Here is a 16,458-nt window from a genome sequence, read left to right as displayed (position 1 = left end):
ATCCGTGGCAGGCTTTTCAATGGGTTCTGCTAACTCTTCGCAGGGCGCTTGCCGCCGGGCTTGGGCTGGGGCGCATAACCGAGCGCGACCCAGTCCGGCACCACGCGCGCACTCTCGACCTGGTTGTGCTCGAAATCGAAGGTGCGGCCTTCCGCTTCGAGCGAAATGCGGTCGCCCTCCACCACGGCCAGCTTGCCGCGCAGGCGACGGCGGCCATCCAGCGGTGCCTTCAGCAGCACCTTCACTTCCTGTCCCGCGGCCTTGCGGAACTGCGCCGCGGTGAACAACGGCCTGTCGATGCCCGGCGAGGAGACTTCCAGCACGTAATGGCCGGGAATCGGGTCGTCCACGTCGAGCAGCGCCGACAGCTCGCGACTCGCCTTCTCGCAATCCTCGATGCCGACTTCACGACGCTCCGCGCCATCCGCCTCGGGCAAATCAAGGTAAACGCGCAGGGTACTCTGCCCCTGCGATGGAGTGAACTCCACGCCAAGGCATTCCAGGCCCAGATCGGCCAGTACTTCGCTGAATCGTCGTGCCAGAGCCTGGGTATCCATCACTCACCTGAACTCGGTCGCGGAAACAAAAAATGGGCTCCAACGGCCCATTTCCCTAACTCGCCGATGATCGTCCTCGTGTCGCGTTCCATGTCCGGCGCTCGCATTTCGCGCCGTGCGGTACATCCTTGCAGCCAACAAAAAAGCCTCACGAGGAGGCTTTCTTGCATCAAGAAAGATCTGGTAGCGGGGGCAGGATTCGAACCTGCGACCTTCGGGTTATGAGCCCGACGAGCTGCCAGACTGCTCCACCCCGCATCAGAGTCCGCAAAGTCTACCGGGATGGCGGGTTTCTTGCAAGCACGAAGATCGTCGCGCTGGCCGGAAAACCATCCGCCGACATGGGCGTCAGACGCCGAACGCGCGCTGGCACCATGCCAGCAGCGGCCCCCAGTACAGGCCGAGCGCAAGCAGCGCCAAGGCATTCACCGACAGCACCACGCGCAGCGAGGTGTCGGTCTTGACCTCCACCACCGCGCCTTCCTCCGGCGCATCGAAGTACATGACCTTGATGACGTAAAGGTAGTAGTAAAGCCCGATGAACGCGGTGACGACGCCCACGATGGCCAGCCACAACATGTCGGCGTGGATCGCCGCCTCCAGCACCAGCACTTTGGCCCAGAAGCCGAACAGCGGCGGCACGCCGGCCAGCGAGAACATCGCCAACAGCATCAGGAACGCCATCCACGGCGCCTTCTGGTTCAGACCCTTGAAATCGCTGATCTCCTCGCACTCGAACCCGGCCCGGGCGAGCACCAGCATCACGCCGAACGCCGCCGCGCTCATCAGCGCATAGCAGATCACGTAGAACAGTGCAGCCGAGTAGCCTTCAGGGGTTGCCGCCGAGAGGCCCAGCAACACGTAGCCCATGTGCGAAATGGTCGAGTACGCCATCATGCGCTTGAAGTTGGTCTGCACGATGGCGACCAGGTTGCCGATCACCAGCGATGCGGTGGCCAGTGCGGCCAGCATCGGCTGCCAGTAACGGCTGAGATCGCCCATCCCGACCTCGAGCAGGCGCCAGGCCAGGCCGAATGCCGCCAGTTTCGACACCGCGCCGATGAACGTCGTCACCGGCGTCGGCGCTCCGTGATAGACGTCCGGCAGCCACATGTGGAACGGCGCGACGCCCAGCTCGAAACCGATGCCCACCAGCATGAATATCAGGCCCAGCAGCAACAGCTTGGGTGCCGTGGTGTAGGCCATCACGCCATGCAGCTGCGCCAGATCCAGTGTCGGCGTGCCGCCCATGCCCGACGCGCCGTAGACCATCGACATGCCGTAGAGCAGCATGCCGGAAGCAAGGGCACTCAGCACGAAGTACTTGATCGCCGCCTCCGGCGGCAGGCGGGCATCGCGGTTGAGCGCGACCAGCGCATAGGACGACAGCGACAGCAGCGCCAGGCCGAGGTAGATCGTTACCAGGTTGCCGGCCGACACCATCACCATCACGCCGAGCGCGGCGAAAATCATCAACGCGTAGAACTCGCCGCCGAACAGCTTGCGGTCGATCATGTAGGGCCGCGCGTACACGAACACCACTGCGGTGATGCCCAGCGCGAAGACCTTGAGGATCTCCGCCACGTGGTCGCGCACGAACATGCCGTTGAACGCGGTTGCGGTCTGTTCGGGCTGGCCGGCGACCACCAGGTAGATCGCCACCAGCAGCACGGCGATGGAGATCCAGTGCAGCTGCGGGCGCTGCGCCGGTTTCATGAACGCGTCCAGCAGCAGGATCAGGCACACCGCCGCCACCAGGTAAAGCTCCGGCAGCAGGGTCAGGATGTCATAGAGAGTGGGCATGTTCGCTTCTGCTCAGATCTTGTGGACGGCAAGTTGCTGCACCAGGTGCGCCACCGAGCTGTCCATCAGGTGGATCAGCGGCTGCGGCCACACGCCGATGGCAAGGACCGCAACGGCAAAGCCGATCAGCACCCAGGTTTCACGCGGGGTCATCGGCGTCATGTGCTTGACGTGTTCGGTGGTCACCGGGCCCCACAGCACGCGCTTGACCAACCACAAGGTGTAGCCGGCACCGATGATCAGGGTGAACGTGGCAAACAACGCGATCCACGGGCTGGCGCTGAAGCTGGCCAGGATCACCATGAACTCGCCGACGAAACCGCTGGTGCCCGGCAGGCCGCAGTTCGCCATCGCGAACAAGACGTAGAAGAGGCCGAACCACGGCATCATGTTGATGACGCCGCCGTAGTCCTTGATCTGGCGCGTGTGGGTGCGGTCGTACATCACGCCGATGCAGGTGAACATGGCGCCGGAGACGAAACCGTGCGAAATCATCTGCACCATCGCGCCCTGCATGCCCAGGCTGGCCATGTCGGTATTGCCGCCTTCGCGCACCAGCATGAAGGCCATGAAGATGCCCAGGGTGACAAAGCCCATGTGCGCCACGGACGAATAGGCCACCAGCTTCTTCATGTCCTCCTGCACCAGCGCGACATAGCCGATGTAGACGATCGCGACCAGGCTGAGCACGATCACGATCCACGCGAAGTGCGCACCGGCGTCCGGGGTGATCGGCAGGATGAAGCGCACCATGCCGTAGGTGCCGATCTTCAGCATCACCGCCGCCAGCCACACCGAACCGCCGGTGGGCGCCTCGACGTGCGCGTCGGGCAACCAGGTGTGCACCGGCACCATCGGCACCTTGATCGCGAAGGCGATCAGGAAGCCGAAGAACAGCCAGGCCTGCTCCTTCATCGTCAGCGGCAGCGCCGCCAGCGTCGCCAGATCGAACGTGTGCGCCTTCTGGTACAGGTACAGCAGCGCGATCAGCATGAACACCGAACCGGTGAACGTGTAGATGAACAGCTTCAACGTCGCGTACACGCGCCGCGGACCGCCCCACATGCCGATCAGGATGTACATCGGGATCAGCACCGCCTCGAAGAAGGCGTAGAACACCAGCGCGTCGGTGGCGCAGAACACGCCGATCAGCAGGCCCTCCAGCAACAGCATGCAGGCCATGTACTGGTGCGGACGGTTCTGGATGACCTTCCACGCGCCGGCGATGACCAGGATGCCGACGAAGGTCGTCATCATGATCAGCGCGACGGAGATGCCGTCCACCGCCAGGGTGAAATGCACGCCCCAGGTCGCGATCCACACATGGGTTTCCTGCAGCTGCATCACCGACCCTTCCGGGTCGTAGCGCAGCAGCCACAGGCTGATCACGAAGGTCGCGATGGTAATCAGCAGCGCCAGCCAGCGCGCCAGCATCGGCCGGGCGGAACCGGCCAGCAGCACCGGCACCGCGCCGACGATGGGCAGCCAGATCAGCAGACTGAGAAGATGATTGAACATGGAGCCTGCTTCCCCTAGTTGCCGAACAGTCGATAGCCGCCAAACAGCACGATCACGCCGATGATCATGGCGAACGCGTAGTGGTAGAGATAACCGGTCTGGAGTCTCCGCAGCAATGCCGCGCCGCGATGGACCAGCCGCACCGACCCGTTCACCGCCACGCCGTCGATCACGCCGGCGTCGCTGAACTTCCAGAACAGGCGCCCCATCTTCTGCCCGCCGCTGGCAAACAGCGCGTACTCCACTTCATCCGCCCAGTACTTGCGGTCGAGCACCGTCCACAATGGCTTGAGCGCCTGCTTGATCCGACCGGCCAGCGCGGGATTGAACACGTAGATGTAGGTACAGATCACGAAGGCCGCCACCACCAGCAGGAACGGCAGCTGGGTGAAGCCGTGCAACGCCATCGCCGCCGCGCCATGGAACTCCTGGCCCAGCTCGGCCAGCACGTTGTTGGCCTCGCCCACGTGGATCGCGCTGCCGAACCAGTTGCCGAACAGCATCGGCGCCACGGTGACGTAGCCGATCAGCAATGACGGGATCGCCAGCAGCACCAGCGGCACGGTCACCACCCACGGCGACTCCTTCGGCGCATGCGCCAGCACGCCCGGTTCATGGTGATCGTGATCGTCATGACCGTGACCATGCGAGGCGACGACAGTGAAGCGTTCCTTGCCGTGGAAGGTCAGGTACATCTGGCGGAACGTGTACAGGCCCGTGACCAGCGCACCTGCCATCACGCAGAAGTACGCATAGTTGGCGCCCCAGCGATGCGACAGGCCGACCGCCTCGATGATCGCATCCTTGGAGTAGAAACCCGAGGTGAACGGCACCGCCACCAGCGCCAGCGAGCCGATCCACATGGTGATCCAGGTGATCGGCATGTACTTGCGCAGGCCGCCCATGTAGCGCATGTCCTGCTCGTGGTGCATGGCGATGATCACCGAACCGGCACCGAGGAACAGCAGCGCCTTGAAGAAGGCGTGGGTCATCAGGTGGAATACCGCGCCGGAGTACATCGACACGCCCAGCGCCACCGTCATGTAGCCCAGCTGCGACAGCGTCGAGTACGCCACCACGCGCTTGATGTCATTTTGGACTATGCCAATCAACCCGGTGAACAGCGCAGTCGTGGCGCCGATCACCAGCACGAAGCTCAGCGCAGTCGAGGACATCTCGAACAGTGGCGACATGCGCGCCACCATGAAGATGCCGGCGGTGACCATGGTCGCGGCATGGATCAGCGCCGAGATCGGGGTCGGGCCTTCCATCGAATCGGGCAGCCACACGTGCAGCGGCACCTGTGCCGACTTGCCCATGGCGCCGACGAACAGCAAGATGCAGATCACGGTCGCCGCATCCCACTGCGTATTCGCGGTGATCTGCAGCGTCTGGCCAGCCAGCCCCGGCGCCGCGCTGAACGCACTGGCGTAGTCCAGCGTGTGCAGGAAGGTCAACACCGCGGCAATGCCCAGCAGGAAGCCGAAGTCACCCACACGGTTGACCAGGAACGCCTTCAGGTTGGCGAAGATCGCGGTCGGCCGCTTGTACCAGAAGCCGATCAGCAGGTAGGACACCAGGCCCACCGCTTCCCAGCCAAAGAACAGCTGCATGAAGTTGTTGCTCATGACCAGCATGAACATCGAGAAGGTGAACAGCGAGATGTAGCTGAAGAAGCGCGTATAGCCCGGGTCGTCGCGCATGTAGCCGATGGTGTACAGGTGCACCACCAGCGAGACGAAGCCCACCACCACCAGCATCATCGCGGTGAGCCTGTCCACCATGAAACCGACGCTGGCGTTGACCTGCCCGATCTGGAACCAGGTGTAGAGGTTCTGGTTGTAGTTGTCCGCGCCGCCCACGGTGAGCTGGTACAGCACATGGAACGACAGCGCGACCGACACGATCATGCACGCGATGGTGACGGTGTGGGCGACCGCGCGACCCGCGCGGCCGAGGAACGGGCTGACGAAACCGGCCACCAGCGAACCGAGCAGCGGCGCCAGTGCGATGGTCAACAGGACGCTCGTGGAAAGACCCATGGGTTCAGCCCTTCATGCTGTCGATGTCGGCGATATTGATCGTGCTGCGCGTACGGAACAGCAGGACCAGGATCGCCAGGCCGACGGCAGCTTCCGCCGCAGCCACGGTGAGGATGAAAAACACGAACACCTGCCCCGACACGTCGCCCAGGAAGCGCGAGAACGCGACAAAATTCATGTTGACCGCAAGCAGCATCAGCTCGATCGACATCAGCAGCACGATCACGTTCTTGCGGTTGATGAACAGCCCGGCCACGGCGATGCAGAACAGCACGGCGCCGAGCACGATGTAGTGTGCGAGCGAAATCATGGCTTGGATTCTCCTGCGGCGCCCTCGTCGGCGGCGGCCGGCGTCGGGCGTACGGCGTCCATCTTGACGATACGCACGCGATCGCGCGGATCGACCCTGACCTGCCGGCTGGCGGATTCGTAACGTGCGCCGCGACGTTCGCGCAGGGTCAGCGCTACCGCAGCCACCAGGCCCACGGTGAGCACCAGCGCAGCCACTTCGAACGGCAACAGGAATTTGGTGTACAGCGCCTGGCCCAGCCACGCGGTGTTGGACATGCCGGCCACCGCAGCCGGATCAGCGCCCAGGTCGCGCGCATGCATCGCCCGCACGCCGATCAGGCCGAGCATCTCGACCAGCATCACGATGGCCACGATCACCCCGACCGGCAGGAACTTCACGAAACCCTCGTGCATTTTCTCCAGGTCGATGTCGAGCATCATCACCACGAACAGGAACAGCACCATCACCGCGCCGACGTAGACCACCACCAGTGCCAGCGCGAGGAACTCGGCGTCCAGCAGCATCCACAGGCAGGCAGCGCTGAAGAAGGTGAGCACCAGCGCGAGCACGGCGTGCACGGTGTTCTTCAGCGTGATCACCGAGAGCGCCGCCGCCACCGTGACGAGGCTGAAGGCGTAGAAGCAGATGATTTGCAGCGTTTGGGGATTCATCGAAGGGCCTCAGCGGTACGGCGCATCTTGGGCACGATCCGCAGCGATCTGCTGTTCGAAGCGATCGCCGATGGCAAGCAGCTTCTGCTTGTCCACCACGTTCTCGCCGCGATTCTCGAAGTGGTATTCGTGGATCGAGGTCTCGACGATCGAGTCGACCGGGCAGCTCTCCTCGCAGAAACCGCAGTAGATGCACTTGAACAGGTCGATCTCGTAGCGCGTGGTGCGGCGCTGGCCGTCGCTCTCTCGCGGAGCCGAATCGATGGTGATCGCCAGCGCCGGGCAGACCGCCTCGCACAGCTTGCAGGCGATGCAGCGCTCCTCGCCGTTCGCATAGCGGCGCAACGCATGCAGACCGCGGAAACGATTCGACTTCGGGATGTGCTCCATCGGGTAGCGCATGGTGTACTTGGGCTTGAACATGTAGCGCATCGTCACGCCCATGCCGGCAACCAGCTCCGCCAGCATCAAACTCTTCAAATAACGGGTTACCGCGTTCATGGCTTACGCTCCCACCCCGATGCTGACCAGGTCGTAGTACTTCAGCAGACCGGCGACGAACACCCAGGCAATGGCAATGGGGATGAATACCTTCCAGCCCAGGCGCATGATCTGGTCGTAGCGGTAGCGCGGGAACGTGGCGCGGAACCACAGGAAGAAGAACGACATCACGAACGCCTTGATGAACAGCCAGATGAAGCCGCCTGCCCCCAGCCAGCTGATCCAGCCGGGCGCGTCGGCGGAAATCCAGCCCTGCAGCGGGCTGAGCCAGCCGCCGAGGAAGAAGATCGCCGACAGGAAGCTGACCAGGATCATGTTGGCGTATTCGGCCAGGAAGAACAGCGCGAAGGCCGACCCGGAATACTCCACGTGGAAGCCGGCGACGATTTCCGACTCGCCTTCGGCCATGTCGAACGGCAGGCGGTTGGTCTCGGCCACGCCGGAGACGAAATAGATCACGAAGACCGGCAGCAACGGCAGCCAGAACCAGTCGAACAGGCCCTTGCCGCCGGCCTGCGCGTTGACGATTTCGCTGAGGTTGAGGCTGCCGGCCAGCACCATCACGCAGACCAGGCACAGGCCCATGGCCAGCTCGTACGAGATCACCTGGGCCGCCGAACGCATGGCGCCCAACAGCGCGTAGCGCGAGTTGGACGCCCAGCCTGCGATGATGATGCCGTAGACGCCCATCGAGGTCATCGCCAGCAGGTAGAGGATGCCTGCGTTGGCGTTGGACAGCACCATCTTGCCGCTGAACGGGATCACCGCCCAGGCCGCCAGCGCGGGGACCAGCCCGATCAGCGGCGCCAGGAAGTACAGGAAGCGGTTGGCCTTGGTCGGCAGGATCACTTCCTTGATCAAGAGCTTCACCACGTCGGCGAACGCCTGCAGCACGCCGCCGGGGCCGACCTTGTTCGGTCCCATGCGCACGTGCATCCAGCCGATGACCTTGCGCTCCCAGTACACGAACATCGCCACCGCGATCACCAGCGGCAGCACGATGCACAGGATGTAGATCAGCGGCCACATGACCTGGTTGATGAGTTGATCAGCCATGATGCCTATGCCTTGCTCAAGGTGATGGCTGCGCCGTGCGGCGGCAGCGTGGCGGTAAGGTCTTGGGCTGCCTCGATCCACACGGCGCCGTCGGGCACGGCCGCATCGACCAGCACCGGCAACTGCACCTCGCCGATGCGCGCCTGCGCGCCGGCGGTCAGGCCTTGCCGCCCCGCCTCGGCTTCATTGAGGCGGATCGCCGGCGCACGATTGAGCGGGTGCGCATTGAGCGCGGTGGCCCGGCGCAACACCGCATCGACGCGGTAGATCGGCCAGGTGGCCAACCGGGTGAGCGCGGCAGGCGCCGCACGCGTCGACAGGCCCTGGCGCGCTGCCTGCGCGCGCTCGCCGATGCCGTCGCGCAGACCGGCGATGTCGTCGAACTCGAAACCGGCCAGCTGCATCGCCCCGCCGAGCGCACGCAGGACCTTCCAGCCCGGCCGCGCCTCGCCCGGCGCCTTGGCACCCGCGATCACGCCCTGCGCCAATCCGTCGACGTTGACCAGGGTCGCGTCGATTTCGGCCAGCAGTGCAATCGGCAGGATGACGTCCGCCACCTCGCGCAGCGCGGCACCGCCGAAGGCGCTGAACGCCACGACCTTGTCAGCGCCGCGCAGCGCCTTCAGCGCCGCGGCGCCATCGGCGAAGTCGTGGGGCGGCTCGACGCCGTACAGCAGGTACGCCTTGCGCGGCTGCGCCAGCATGGCCTGGGCATCGAGCCCGCCATTGCCCGGCACCACGCCGATGCGACCCAGGCCGATGGCGTTGGCGCCCACCGGCACCTCATCGACGCCGGCACCGGTGGCTTCGCCGATGAAGTGCGCGATCGCGCGCAGCCACGAGGCCTGCGGGTGTGTCGCCGCGGCTTCGCCGAGGATCACCGCCGAGGTACCCGCCTTCAGCGCGGCAATCACCCCACCATCGCCCTGCCCGCTGCGGGCGCTGTCCAGCGCACCGGCCAGCGATGCCGGCGCCGTGGCACCGGCTTCCACTGCAGCCTTGGCCAGCCCCAGCATGGCGTCGACCAGCGCTTGCGGAGCGACGATCGTCTCGCCCGCCAGCTTGTAGTTGAAATCGAAACGAGCCGGATTCACCACGAAGACGCGCGCGCCCTTCTTGGTCGCCTGGTGCAGCCGGTGATTGACCAGCGGCAGTTCCTGGCGCAGGTCCGAGCCGACCAGCAAGGCGGCCTGTACCCTTTCCAGTTCGGCGACCGGCATGCCGAACGGTACCGCCACGGCGTGATCGGCAAAATCGAGCTGGCGCAAACGGTGGTCGAGGTGGGCACTGCCCAGGCCACGCGCCAGGCGCACCAGCAGGTCGCCCTCCTCGTTCGAGATCGACGGGTGCGCCAGGATGCCCAGCTCGCTGCCCGGCGCCTTCTTCAGTGCCTCGCCGGCGAACGCCAGCGCGTCCTCCCAGGTGGTGTCGTGCCACTGGCCGTCGCGCTTCACCTGCGGAGCATGCAGGCGATCGGGGGCGTACATGCCCTGGTGGCTGTAGCGGTCGCGGTCGGACAGCCAGCACTCGTTGATCGCCTCGTTGTCGCGCGGCACCACCCGCAGCACCTCGCCGCGGCGCGTGTGCAGCCACAGGTTGGAACCCAGCGCGTCATGCGCGCCGATCGACGGCTTGGCGATCAATTCCCAGGCGCGCGCCTTGAACTGGAACACCTTGTCGGTCAATGCGCCGACCGGACAGACGTCGATGATGTTGCCGGACAGCTCGGTTTCCACCGTCTTGCCGATGTAGGTGCCGATGACCTGGTCCTCACCGCGGCTCATGCCACCCAGCTCGTAGGTGCCGGCGATCTCGCTGGTGAAGCGCACGCAGCGCGTGCAGTGGATGCAGCGCGTCATCTCGGTGGCCACCAGCGGCCCGATGTTCTCGTCGGCCACCGTGCGCTTGCGCTCGGTGAAGCGCGACACGCTGCGACCGAAGCCCAGCGCCACGTCCTGCAGTTCGCACTCGCCGCCCTGATCGCAGATCGGGCAATCCAGCGGGTGGTTGATCAGCAGGAACTCCATCACGTCGCGCTGGTATTGCAGCGCGAGCTTGGAGCGGGTCTGCACCTTCATGCCCTCGGTGACCGGGGTGGCGCACGCGGGCAGCCCCTTGGGCACCGGGCGCCCGCCCATCTCCACCTCGACCATGCACATGCGGCAGTTCGCGGCGATCGGCAGCTTGCGGTGATAGCAGAAACGCGGGATCACGACGCCGACGGCATCGGCTGCCTCGATGATCATCGCATTCTTGCGGATCTGCACCGGCTTGCCGTCGATCTCGATGCTGACCAGGTCGGGAGCGGTGCTGGTTGGCTGCGTACTCATGCAGCAACTCCTTGGGGAGCAGGGAATGGAGAATGGAGAATGGGAGATGGAAAGGGCCGCCGGATGTCGCGGCGCGATTCCCTGTTCCCGATTCCCGATTCCCGATTCGCGCGGATGGAGAGCATGGTCATGCCTTGACCTCATCGCGCGAATCGACGATCGAGTGTCCGTGCTCCACGTAGTACTCGAATTCGTTCCAGAACCGGTTCAGGAATCCCTGCACCGGCCATGCCGCCGCCTCGCCGAAAGCGCAGATGGTGTGGCCCTCGATCTGCCCGGCAATGGCCTTCAGGCGGTGCAGGTCCTCCTGTGTGCCGTTGCCTTCGACGATGCGGGTCAGCACGCGATACATCCAGCCGGTGCCTTCGCGGCACGGCGTGCACTGGCCGCAGGACTCGGCCTTGTAGAAGCGCGAGATGCGCTGGCAGACCCTGACCATGCAGGTGGTCTCGTCCATCACGATCACCGCGCCCGAGCCCAGGCCGGAGCCGGCCTTCTGCAGGCAGTCGTAGTCCATGGTGCTTTCGAGCATGATCTCGGCCGGCAGCACCTTCATCGAGGAGCCGCCCGGGATCACCGCCTTGAGCTTGTGGCCGTTGCGCACGCCGCCGGCCAGCGCCAGCAGATCCTTGAACGAGGTACCGAGGCGGACTTCGTAATTGCCGGGGCGATTGACGTGGCCGGACACCGAAAAGATCTTCGGGCCACCGTTGTTCGGCTTGCCGAGGTTGAGGAACCAGTCCGCGCCGCGGCGCAGGATCGCCGGCACCGAAGCGTAGGTCTCGGTGTTGTTGATCGTCGTCGGCTTGCCGTACAGGCCGAAATTGGCCGGGAACGGGGGCTTGAAGCGCGGCATGCCCTTCTTGCCTTCCAGCGACTCCATCATCGCGGTCTCTTCGCCGCAGATGTAGGCGCCGGCGCCCAGGGCGGCATGGATGTCCACGTCGATGCCGCTGCCCTGCACGTTCTTGCCGAGCAGGCCGGCGGCATAGGCTTCCTTCAGCGCCGCCTCGAAGTGTTCGAACGGCTCGTGGTGGAATTCGCCGCGCAGGTAGTTGTAGGCCACCGTAGAGCCCGTGCAGTAGCAGGCAATGGCCAGCCCCTCGATCACCGCGTGCGGGTTGTAGCGCAGGATGTCGCGGTCCTTGCAGGTACCCGGCTCGGACTCGTCCGAATTGCACAGGATGTATTTCTGCATCGTGCCCTTGGGCATGAAGGACCACTTCAGCCCGGTCGGGAAACCGGCGCCGCCGCGGCCGCGCAGGCTGCTCTTCTTGATCTCCTCGACCAGCGACGCCGGATCGGGCTTCTCGGCGAGGATCTTGCGCCAGGCCTTGTAGCCGTCGACCTGCTCGTAGCTTTCCATCGCCCACGGCGTGTCGAAGTGCAGCGTCGTGTAGACGACCTGGTGTTCCTGGGGTGCGGGTCCGACGGCCATCAGTGACTCCCCTCCGCGCCGTGAGCGGCCGGACCGTCGAGGGTCAGGCCATCCAGGATCGCGTCGAGCTTTTCGGTGGTGAGACGTTCGTGGTAATGCCCGTTGACCGTGGCGGCCGGGGCGTACACGCAGGCGGCGATGCACTCTTCCTCGGCCTTCAGGTAGACGCGCCCGTCGGGCGTGCTCTGGCCCAGCTTGATGCCGAGCTTCTGCTCGCAGTGGCGGACCAGCTCCTCGGCACCGTTGAGCCAGCACGAGATGTTGGTGCAGATAGCCACGTTGTTGCGGCCCACCGGCCGGGTTTCGAGCATCGAGTAGAAGCTCGCCACCTCATAGGCCCAGATGGGCGGCAGGTCCAGATATTTCGCCACCGCGGTGATCAGCTCGTCGGTGAGAAAGCCGCGGTTCTGCTCCTGCGCGCCGAACAGCGCCTGGATCAGCGCCGAGCGCTTGCGATCCGGCGGAAACTTGGCCACCCACGCGTCGATGTGTTTGCGCGTGTGCTCGGAAAGCACGAGGAGCGGATCGACGTGCTTCACCTGGTTGTAGTTGCCGGTGGCTTTCATGGGTTTGAACCAGCGAATGGGGAATGGGGAATGGAGAATGGGAAAGGCAACGCATGCGGCGCACCGGAGCTCTCGGCGAGGGGCATCGGTCGGAAGCGTGCCGCTCTTCCGATTCCCCATTCCCTATTCCCTATTCCCGTATTCATCGATCCACCTCGCCGAACACCAGGTCGTAGGTGCCGATCATGGCCACCACGTCGGCGAGCATGTGGCCGCGCACGACGGTGTCCATGGAGGAGAGGTGGGCGAAACCGGGAGCACGCAGGTGCACGCGGAACGGCTTGTTGGCACCGTCGGAAACCAGATAGCAGCCGAACTCGCCCTTGGGCGCCTCGACCGCGCAATAGGTTTCGCCGGCCGGCACGCAATAGCCTTCGGTGAACAGCTTGAAGTGATGAATGAGCGCTTCCATGCTCTCCTTCATCACCTCGCGATGGGGCGGCACGACCTTGTAGTCGTTGAGGATCACCGGGCCGGGATTGGCGCGCAGCCATTCCACGCACTGGCGGATGATGCGGTTGGACTGGCGCATCTCCTCCACGCGGCACAGGTAGCGGTCGTAGCAGTCGCCGTTGACGCCGACGGGGATGTCGAAGTCCACCTCGGCATATTTCGCGTACGGCTGCTTCTTGCGCAGGTCCCATTCCACGCCGGAGCCGCGCAGCATCACGCCGGTCATGCCCCACTGCTGGGCCAGTTCCGGGCTGACCACACCGATGCCGACGGTGCGCTGCTTCCAGATGCGGTTGGTGGTGAGCAGTGCCTCGTATTCGTCCACCTTCGAGGGGAAGTCGGCGGTGAACGCGTCGAGGAAGTCGAGCATCGAACCTTCGCGCCAGCTGTTGATGCGCTTGAGGTCGGCACCCTTGTGCCACGGCGACTCGCGGTACTGCGACATCTGCGCCGGCAGGTCGCGGTAGACGCCGCCCGGGCGGTAGTACGTGGCGTGCATGCGCGCACCCGACACCGCCTCGTAGACGTCCATCAGCTCCTCGCGCTCGCGGAACGCATAGAGCATCACCGCCATCGCACCCAGGTCGAGTGCGTTCGAGCCGATCCACATCAGGTGATTCAGGATGCGGGTGATCTCGTCGAACATGGTGCGGATGTACTGCGCGCGCTCCGGCGCCTCGATCCCCAGCAGGGTCTCGATCGCGCGCACGTAGGCGTGCTCGTTGCACATCATCGACACGTAGTCGAGCCGGTCCATGTAGCCGATCGACTGGTTGAACGGCTTGGACTCGGCCAGCTTTTCGGTGCCGCGATGGAGCAGGCCCACGTGCGGATCGACGCGCACGATGGTCTCGCCGTCCATCTCCATGATCAGGCGCAGCACGCCGTGCGCAGCCGGGTGCTGCGGGCCGAAGTTCATCGTGTAGTTGCGGATTTCCTGGGCCATCTTCAGTTCTCCCGCCACTTGTCGGCGGCTTCAGCCCGGGCCTGCAGCAGGTCGGCGTCGTCACGGATCGTGCGCGGCACCAGCACGCGCGGCTCGATCGACACGGGTTCGTAGATCACCCGCTTCTGCTCGGGGTCGTAGCGCACCTCGACATTGCCGATCAGCGGGAAATCCTTGCGGAACGGATGGCCGACGAAACCATAGTCGGTGAGGATGCGGCGCAGGTCCGGGTGCCCTTCGAAGATGATGCCGAACAGGTCGAACGCCTCGCGCTCGAACCAGTTCACGCCAGGCCACACCGGAGTCAGCGACGGCACCACCGGCAGGCTGTCGTCCGTGCAGAACACGCGCAGGCGCAAGCGACGGTTGTGCTCGATCGAAAGCAGCTGGACCACCGCGGCGAAGCGGCGCGGCTGGCTGTCGCCGCTGGGGCGCTCGGCCCAGCTGAAGCGGCCCAGCGCCTGCCCTTCGACACCGCGCGAGAAACCCGAGCCGCTGACCGTGGTGGTGTCCCACTCGACCTGACCGTAGCCGAGGTAATCGATGCCGCACAGGTCGATCAGCTCGCCGAAGCGGAACGCCGGCTCGTCGCGCAGCGCGGTGGCCACCGCAACCAGGTCGGCGGCGGCCAGGTCGGCAATGATCTCGTTGCGCTCGGTGCTGACTTCCAGCGTGTCGCCGAAGCGCGCGACAAGCTGGTCGGCAAGCGACTTCGCGGAGGTATCGGACATGTCGGGCCTCACGAACGCGCGATGGTGCTGGTGCGACGGATCTTCTTCTGCAACTGCAGGATGCCGTGGATCAATGCTTCGGCCGTCGGCGGGCAGCCCGGCACGTAGATGTCCACCGGCACGATGCGGTCGCAGCCGCGCACCACGGAGTAGGAATAGTGGTAGTAGCCGCCGCCGTTGGCGCAGCTGCCCATCGAGATGACCCACTTCGGCTCGGGCATCTGGTCGTAGACCTTGCGCAGTGCCGGCGCCATCTTGTTGACCAGGGTGCCGGCCACGATCATCACGTCGGACTGGCGCGGGCTGGGGCGGAAGATCACGCCGTAGCGGTCGAGGTCGAGCCGCGCCACGCCGGCGTGCATCATCTCCACCGCGCAGCAGGCCAGGCCGAAGGTCACCGGCCACATCGAGCCCGTGCGCGCCCAGTTCATCAGCGCGTCGACGCTGGTGGTGGCGAAGCCGCGCTGCACGACGGGGTTGTCGCCGGCCGGGCGCAGGATGTCGTCGACCAGGTTCAGCGGCTCGGGGTTGTGCATCACCCGGCTGATGGAATCGATCACTCCCATTCGAGCGCTCCCTTCTTCCACACGTAAGCAAAGCCGATCACCAGCAGCAGCAGGAACAGCCCCATCTCGATCAGCGCGATCAGGCCGATCTGCTTGAACACCACCGCCCACGGAAACAGGAAGGCGATTTCCAGGTCGAAGATGATGAACAGGATGGCGAGCAGGTAATAGCGCACGTCGAAGCGCATGCGTGCGTCCTCGAATGCCTCGAAGCCGCATTCGTAGGGGGCGAGCTTCTCCGCCTCGGGGCGACGCGGGCCGGCGAGCAGGCCGACCACCAGCAACACCACGCCAAGGCCGGCGGCAACGGCGATGAACAACAGGACAGGCCAGTATTCGGCGAGCACGATGCAACCTACCTCCGCGCCGCTTGGGCGCATCAGTGACCGGTGGGAACTTGGATCAAGTGCTCACGGTCCGACGACTTCAGTTCGGTGCATCGGCGTGGCCTGGGCCTCCGACTACGCCGGCGGATCGAAGCCACCGGCGCCCGATGTCTCGCAAAACGCGTTTGCGAATCCGCGCATTGTATCAGTGCGATGGGGTACAACAAGCCTTGACGGCTGCTGCGTTGCGAACTAACGCACGGCCTGCGCCGGGCGCGTCACATGGTCTGCGTGGGTCGCTCGGAATTGAGCGTGCCGGCGAGGATGTTCTCGATGCGGCTGCGCGCGGCCTCCGCGTCGCTGGATTCGTTGAAATGGATGCCGATGCCGGCGGTGCGATTGCCCTGCGCGCCGACCGGGCTGATCCACACCACCTTGCCCACCACCGACAGCCGCTCGGTCTCGTCGGCCAGGGTCACCAGCAGCACCACCTCGTCGCCCAGGGCATAGGACTGCGCCGTCGGCGCAAACAGGCCGCCATGCTTGAGGAACGGCATGTACGCGTTGTACAGCGACGCCGCGTCCTTGATCTTCAGCGAGATGATGCCTTGCCGGCCAGCCATCGGTTTCATGCCACGCTCCCCGCCGGGCCTGCGTCCCGG

16 protein-coding genes and 1 tRNA gene are annotated in these 16,458 nt (G+C 65.0%); all 17 read right to left on the bottom strand.

Annotated elements, in window-relative coordinates; translation table 11 throughout:
- Positions 1 to 29: 29 nt before the first annotated feature.
- Positions 30 to 557 (bottom strand): ribosome maturation factor RimP, encoded by a 528-nt coding sequence (locus tag ACVCL3_RS02065; protein ID WP_395118590.1) that lies wholly within the window; start codon positions 555 to 557, stop codon positions 30 to 32.
- A gap of 181 nt (positions 558 to 738) precedes the next feature.
- A tRNA-Met gene (locus ACVCL3_RS02060) sits at positions 739 to 815 on the bottom strand.
- Positions 816 to 905: 90 nt separating this feature from the next.
- The gene (gene nuoN / locus ACVCL3_RS02055; protein ID WP_447100314.1) at positions 906 to 2,360 is read right to left on the bottom strand and encodes an NADH-quinone oxidoreductase subunit NuoN; all 1,455 of its coding nucleotides are present in this window, start codon (positions 2,358 to 2,360) and stop codon (positions 906 to 908) included.
- Positions 2,361 to 2,372: 12 nt separating this feature from the next.
- Complete coding sequence (locus ACVCL3_RS02050; protein ID WP_447100313.1) at positions 2,373 to 3,878, bottom strand: complex I subunit 4 family protein; 1,506 nt, start codon at positions 3,876 to 3,878, stop codon at positions 2,373 to 2,375.
- Between the two features lie 14 nt (positions 3,879 to 3,892).
- Positions 3,893 to 5,920 (bottom strand): NADH-quinone oxidoreductase subunit L, encoded by a 2,028-nt coding sequence (gene nuoL / locus ACVCL3_RS02045; RefSeq protein ID WP_447100312.1) that lies wholly within the window; start codon positions 5,918 to 5,920, stop codon positions 3,893 to 3,895.
- A gap of 4 nt (positions 5,921 to 5,924) precedes the next feature.
- A complete protein-coding gene (nuoK, locus tag ACVCL3_RS02040; protein WP_136257167.1) occupies positions 5,925 to 6,230 on the bottom strand; it encodes an NADH-quinone oxidoreductase subunit NuoK in 306 nt (101 codons plus the stop codon).
- Positions 6,227 to 6,883: an NADH-quinone oxidoreductase subunit J gene (locus tag ACVCL3_RS02035; protein WP_447100311.1), complete on the bottom strand. Its 657-nt coding sequence runs from the start codon at positions 6,881 to 6,883 to the stop codon at positions 6,227 to 6,229. The genes nuoK and ACVCL3_RS02035 overlap by 4 nt, the downstream gene beginning before the upstream one ends.
- 9 nt (positions 6,884 to 6,892) lie before the next feature.
- On the bottom strand, positions 6,893 to 7,384 hold the full coding sequence (nuoI, locus tag ACVCL3_RS02030; RefSeq protein WP_395118600.1) for an NADH-quinone oxidoreductase subunit NuoI: 492 nt from the start codon (positions 7,382 to 7,384) through the stop codon (positions 6,893 to 6,895).
- 3 nt (positions 7,385 to 7,387) lie between these two features.
- Positions 7,388 to 8,440 (bottom strand): NADH-quinone oxidoreductase subunit NuoH, encoded by a 1,053-nt coding sequence (gene nuoH, locus ACVCL3_RS02025; protein WP_395118602.1) that lies wholly within the window; start codon positions 8,438 to 8,440, stop codon positions 7,388 to 7,390.
- Between the two features lie 5 nt (positions 8,441 to 8,445).
- The gene (gene nuoG, locus ACVCL3_RS02020) at positions 8,446 to 10,770 is read right to left on the bottom strand and encodes an NADH-quinone oxidoreductase subunit NuoG (protein ID WP_447098846.1); all 2,325 of its coding nucleotides are present in this window, start codon (positions 10,768 to 10,770) and stop codon (positions 8,446 to 8,448) included.
- 127 nt (positions 10,771 to 10,897) lie between these two features.
- The gene (gene nuoF, locus ACVCL3_RS02015) at positions 10,898 to 12,208 is read right to left on the bottom strand and encodes an NADH-quinone oxidoreductase subunit NuoF (protein WP_395118606.1); all 1,311 of its coding nucleotides are present in this window, start codon (positions 12,206 to 12,208) and stop codon (positions 10,898 to 10,900) included.
- A complete protein-coding gene (gene nuoE / locus ACVCL3_RS02010; RefSeq protein ID WP_395118608.1) occupies positions 12,208 to 12,774 on the bottom strand; it encodes an NADH-quinone oxidoreductase subunit NuoE in 567 nt (188 codons plus the stop codon). Before nuoE ends, nuoF begins: the two co-directional genes overlap by 1 nt.
- Before the next feature lie 142 nt (positions 12,775 to 12,916).
- Positions 12,917 to 14,173, bottom strand: a complete 1,257-nt coding sequence (locus ACVCL3_RS02005) for an NADH-quinone oxidoreductase subunit D (RefSeq protein ID WP_395118610.1) — start codon at positions 14,171 to 14,173, stop codon at positions 12,917 to 12,919.
- Between the two features lie 2 nt (positions 14,174 to 14,175).
- On the bottom strand, positions 14,176 to 14,904 hold the full coding sequence (locus ACVCL3_RS02000) for an NADH-quinone oxidoreductase subunit C (RefSeq protein WP_447100310.1): 729 nt from the start codon (positions 14,902 to 14,904) through the stop codon (positions 14,176 to 14,178).
- A gap of 8 nt (positions 14,905 to 14,912) precedes the next feature.
- Positions 14,913 to 15,470, bottom strand: a complete 558-nt coding sequence (locus tag ACVCL3_RS01995; RefSeq protein WP_008435613.1) for a NuoB/complex I 20 kDa subunit family protein — start codon at positions 15,468 to 15,470, stop codon at positions 14,913 to 14,915.
- On the bottom strand, positions 15,461 to 15,817 hold the full coding sequence (gene ndhC / locus ACVCL3_RS01990) for an NADH-quinone oxidoreductase subunit A (protein WP_395118614.1): 357 nt from the start codon (positions 15,815 to 15,817) through the stop codon (positions 15,461 to 15,463). Before ndhC ends, ACVCL3_RS01995 begins: the two co-directional genes overlap by 10 nt.
- A 257-nt stretch (positions 15,818 to 16,074) precedes the next feature.
- Positions 16,075 to 16,428 carry a PilZ domain-containing protein gene (locus ACVCL3_RS01985; protein WP_136257074.1) on the bottom strand — a complete coding sequence of 118 codons (354 nt, stop codon included), beginning with the start codon at positions 16,426 to 16,428 and terminating at the stop codon, positions 16,075 to 16,077.
- Positions 16,429 to 16,458: the final 30 nt, after the last annotated feature.

It is taken from the genome of Rhodanobacter sp. UC4437_H4, assembly GCF_052978425.1.
The sequence above is the reverse complement of the archived record's forward strand: the minus strand, read 5'-3'. Positions and strand labels throughout refer to the sequence as shown.

Excerpts from the sequence above, each read along its gene's own strand:
- nuoF (WP_395118606.1), bottom strand. The coding sequence starts at position 12,208 with ATGGCCGTCGGACCCGCACCCCAGGAACACCAGGTCGTCTACACGACG.
- nuoG (WP_447098846.1), bottom strand. The coding sequence starts at position 10,770 with ATGAGTACGCAGCCAACCAGCACCGCTCCCGACCTGGTCAGCATCGAG.
- nuoL (WP_447100312.1), bottom strand. The coding sequence starts at position 5,920 with ATGGGTCTTTCCACGAGCGTCCTGTTGACCATCGCACTGGCGCCGCTG.
- nuoI (WP_395118600.1), bottom strand. The coding sequence starts at position 7,384 with ATGAACGCGGTAACCCGTTATTTGAAGAGTTTGATGCTGGCGGAGCTG.
- nuoN (WP_447100314.1), bottom strand. The coding sequence starts at position 2,360 with ATGCCCACTCTCTATGACATCCTGACCCTGCTGCCGGAGCTTTACCTG.
- ACVCL3_RS02000 (WP_447100310.1), bottom strand. The coding sequence starts at position 14,904 with ATGTCCGATACCTCCGCGAAGTCGCTTGCCGACCAGCTTGTCGCGCGC.
- ACVCL3_RS01995 (WP_008435613.1), bottom strand. The coding sequence starts at position 15,470 with ATGGGAGTGATCGATTCCATCAGCCGGGTGATGCACAACCCCGAGCCG.
- ACVCL3_RS02050 (WP_447100313.1), bottom strand. The coding sequence starts at position 3,878 with ATGTTCAATCATCTTCTCAGTCTGCTGATCTGGCTGCCCATCGTCGGC.
- ACVCL3_RS02035 (WP_447100311.1), bottom strand. The coding sequence starts at position 6,883 with ATGAATCCCCAAACGCTGCAAATCATCTGCTTCTACGCCTTCAGCCTC.
- ACVCL3_RS02065 (WP_395118590.1), bottom strand. The coding sequence starts at position 557 with ATGGATACCCAGGCTCTGGCACGACGATTCAGCGAAGTACTGGCCGAT.
- ACVCL3_RS02005 (WP_395118610.1), bottom strand. The coding sequence starts at position 14,173 with ATGGCCCAGGAAATCCGCAACTACACGATGAACTTCGGCCCGCAGCAC.
- nuoK (WP_136257167.1), bottom strand. The coding sequence starts at position 6,230 with ATGATTTCGCTCGCACACTACATCGTGCTCGGCGCCGTGCTGTTCTGC.
- ACVCL3_RS01985 (WP_136257074.1), bottom strand. The coding sequence starts at position 16,428 with ATGAAACCGATGGCTGGCCGGCAAGGCATCATCTCGCTGAAGATCAAG.
- nuoH (WP_395118602.1), bottom strand. The coding sequence starts at position 8,440 with ATGGCTGATCAACTCATCAACCAGGTCATGTGGCCGCTGATCTACATC.
- nuoE (WP_395118608.1), bottom strand. The coding sequence starts at position 12,774 with ATGAAAGCCACCGGCAACTACAACCAGGTGAAGCACGTCGATCCGCTC.